This is a genomic window from Streptomyces purpurogeneiscleroticus, assembly GCF_020024005.1.
GTDB lineage: Bacteria > Actinomycetota > Actinomycetes > Streptomycetales > Streptomycetaceae > Streptomyces > Streptomyces purpurogeneiscleroticus.
This window is the reverse complement of sequence record NZ_NHSG01000313.1, coordinates 1-3,003: the sequence shown is the minus strand read 5'-3', so window position 1 is coordinate 3,003 and position 3,003 is coordinate 1. Positions and strand designations below refer to the sequence as shown.

3 protein-coding genes and 1 pseudogene are annotated in these 3,003 nt (G+C 71.7%); all 4 read right to left on the bottom strand.

Features of this window, described 5'->3' with window-relative positions; genetic code table 11:
• A pseudogene (locus tag CCS38_RS20255) lies at positions 1-213 on the bottom strand (quinone oxidoreductase family protein); the annotation flags it as partial.
• Between the two features lie 205 nt (positions 214-418).
• Complete coding sequence (locus CCS38_RS20250; protein ID WP_223734718.1) at positions 419-1,210, bottom strand: SDR family NAD(P)-dependent oxidoreductase; 792 nt, start codon at positions 1,208-1,210, stop codon at positions 419-421.
• Entirely contained in the window at positions 1,207-1,959 is a 753-nt protein-coding gene (locus CCS38_RS20245; protein WP_223734717.1) for an SDR family NAD(P)-dependent oxidoreductase, read from the bottom strand. Before CCS38_RS20245 ends, CCS38_RS20250 begins: the two co-directional genes overlap by 4 nt.
• Positions 1,956-2,927, bottom strand: a complete 972-nt coding sequence (locus tag CCS38_RS20240) for a fumarylacetoacetate hydrolase family protein (protein ID WP_223734716.1) — start codon at positions 2,925-2,927, stop codon at positions 1,956-1,958. Before CCS38_RS20240 ends, CCS38_RS20245 begins: the two co-directional genes overlap by 4 nt.
• Positions 2,928-3,003 lie beyond the last annotated feature (76 nt).

The window sequence follows — 3,003 nt, the reverse complement described above, 5'->3', positions numbered from 1 at the left end:
GCTGCCCTGGGTGCCGGGGATGAACGGCAGCTCGGGCAGGATGCCGAACTGTCCGTCGAGGATGTTCAGATCCAGATGGGCGACGGTAGCCGCCGCCACCCGCACGAGGGTGTGCCCGGGGCGCGGCGTGGGGACGGCACGTTGACCGAGCCGCGGCAGGGTGCCGAACTCCTCCAGGGCCAGGGTGCGCGATGTTGTTGCGGAACTGCTCACGTGCTGTGTTCTCCGTTCTTCCCCGTTGACTGCCGTCCCCTCCGTACACACTTCAGCCCCGTACTTGTGCAATACACGCATTGCGGTCGGGGGCAGCACTCGGCCGTACACGAGGATCAGGAGACAGGGGGGAGTGATGCCGATGAAGACCTGGGGATGCCCGAGCCGCCCGCGCGCAGCCGTTCGGCAGGACGCCCGGGCCGCCTCAGGAGACGGCGTCGGGGGTGGCGCCGGGCAGGACCGTCGACCAGCCGCCGTCGACTACGAGGTTGGCGCCCGTGATGTACGACGCCTCGTCCGAGGCGAGGAAGACGGCCGCGTTCACCACGTCATCGGGTGTTCCGGTGCGTCCGAGCGGGATGTGCCGGGCAATGGAGCGCATCGGGTGGTCGGTGGCGAGGAGGTTGGCGCGGGAGCCGTCGGTGTCGATCATGCCGGGGCTGACGCAGTTGGCGCGGACACCGTACGGCGCCCCCTCGGCGGCCAGTTGCCGGCTCAGCGCGATCACGCCGCCCTTCGACGCCGAGTGCGCGGTGCGCCGGTTGGTGAGCGAACCGGTCAGCCCCGCGGTGGAGCCGACGGTGAGGATGCAGCCGCGGCTTGCGACCAGGTGCGGCCAGGCCGTCCGGACGGTCAGCCACACCGAGTCCAGCTCGGCCCGCACCGTGAACGCGAAGTCCTCATACGGCTGGTTGTCGACCGGTCCGAAACGCACGGCACCGGCATTGGCGTAGACGATGTCGATGCCGCCGAACGCGTCGACGGCCTCGGCAACCCAGGAGCGCACCGACGCCTCGTCGGTGACGTCCAGAGGCCCCGGAGTCAGAGCCGTGCCGCCCTCGCGGGCGATCAGCCGCTGCGTCTCGAGGGCCTCCTCGTGCAGCAGGTCGCCACCGACCACGAGCGCGCCCTCGGCGGCGAACCGCAGCGCGGCGGCCCGGCCCTGACCGCGGGCCGTACCGGAGATCAGGGCGACCTTGCCCGCCAACCGTGTCACGAGGCCCCCTCGCGCAGCGCGTCGGAGACCGACTTGACCCCGCCGTGCGCGGTCAGCCCGCCGTCGACGGGGATCTCGGCACCGGTGATGAACGACGACTCCTGGGACAGCAAAAACACGATCAGCGGAGCGACCTCCTCCACCGTTCCGGTGCGGCCGAGCGGCGTCTCGCGGACATTCGCCTCGCGAAAGGACGGGGCGGCGGAGGCGGTCATCTCGGTCTCGATGTAGCCGGGGTGGATCGTGTTGACACGGATGCCGCGCGGGCCGAGTTCGAGGGCGGCGGTCCTCGACAGGCCGCGCAGCGCCCACTTGCTGGTGGTGTAGGCGACCGGGTAGTGCGCGGTGAGGGCCGCCGAGGAGCCGACGTTGACGATCGAGGCGCCGGGCGGCATCAGCGGGGCGAGGTGCTGGATGCCGAGCAGCGGGCCGGTGACGTTGACGGCATGGACGCGCGCCAGGTCCTCGGGCCGCACGTCTCCGACGCGGGCGCGCCAGGTGATACCCGCGTTGTTGACCAGCCCGTGCATCTGCCCGTACGACTCCTTCAGCTCGGCGGCCAGATCGGCCCAGTCCCGCTCGCTGCTGACGTCGAGGCGTCGGCAGCCGGGGGCCTCCGTCACGTCGGTGGCGATGACGCGGGCACCCTCGCGGACGAGGGCTTCCGCCTCCGCGGCGCCCTGGCCGCGCGCCGCGCCGGTGACGACCACCACCTTGCCGAGCAGCCTCTTGGGGTGCAGCTCGCTCACGGCCGCTCCCGGGTACGGCGCCGCCCGGTGGGCAGCGGTACGGGGCCGGCACCGGGGATCACCGTATTGGTGAGGGTGCCGATGCCCTCGACGGTCAGGGAGACGGTGTCGCCCGGCTTCAGTGGCGGCGGGGTCTGTTCACCGCGCCGGCCCCACAGCTCGGCGAGGCAGCCGCCGTTGCCGCAGGTGCCCGATCCGAGCACATCACCGGGGACGACCCGCGTGCCGCGCGAGGCGTACGCGACCATCTCCTCGAAGGTCCAGCTCATGTTGGACAGCAGGTCCCGGCCCACCACCTCGCCGTTGACCTCGGCGGTCAGGGTCAGGCGCAGGAAGCCCTCGTCGTCGCGGTACCGCTCCAGCTCGTCGGCGGTGACGAGGTACGGGCCGAGGGTAGTGGCGGTGTCCTTGCCCTTGCATGGGCCGAGGCCGACCTTCATCTCCGCGGACTGCAGGTCGCGCGCTGACCAGTCGTTGAAGACGGTGTAGCCGATGATGTGGTCGCGGGCCTGCTCGGGGGTGAGGTCGCGGCCCTCGCGGCCGATGACGGCACCCACTTCGAGTTCGAAGTCGAGGACGGCCGAGCCGGGCGGCACCGGGATGTCGTCATCCGGGCCGTAGATGGCGTGCGGGTTGGTGAAGTAGAAGGTCGGTGCCGCGTACCACTCCTCGGGTACACCGGTGGCTCCGTCGACGGAGCGGCGTACGCCCTCGACGTGCTCCTCGAAGGTGACGAAGTCCCGTATCGCGGCGGGTTGCAGGGGAGGCAGCAGCCGCACCTGGGAGACGTGGGGGCCGGGCGGTACGTCGAGCGAGGCGGCGCCGGTCCCGAGGAGGGTCGCGAGTCCGTCCCCGGAAGTGATCAGCTCGGTGAGTGAGCGGGCGCCCGGAATGGGGTACAGGGTGCCGTCGTCGTCCACGACGGCGACGCGGTGCTGCTGCTGGTGTTGGTAGGCGGTGAAGCGCATGGGCGGCTCCTGGCGGGGCGGTGACCGGGGGCGCGGCGGGTGAGTCAGGGCTGGTGACAGGGCCGCCGCGCTCCCG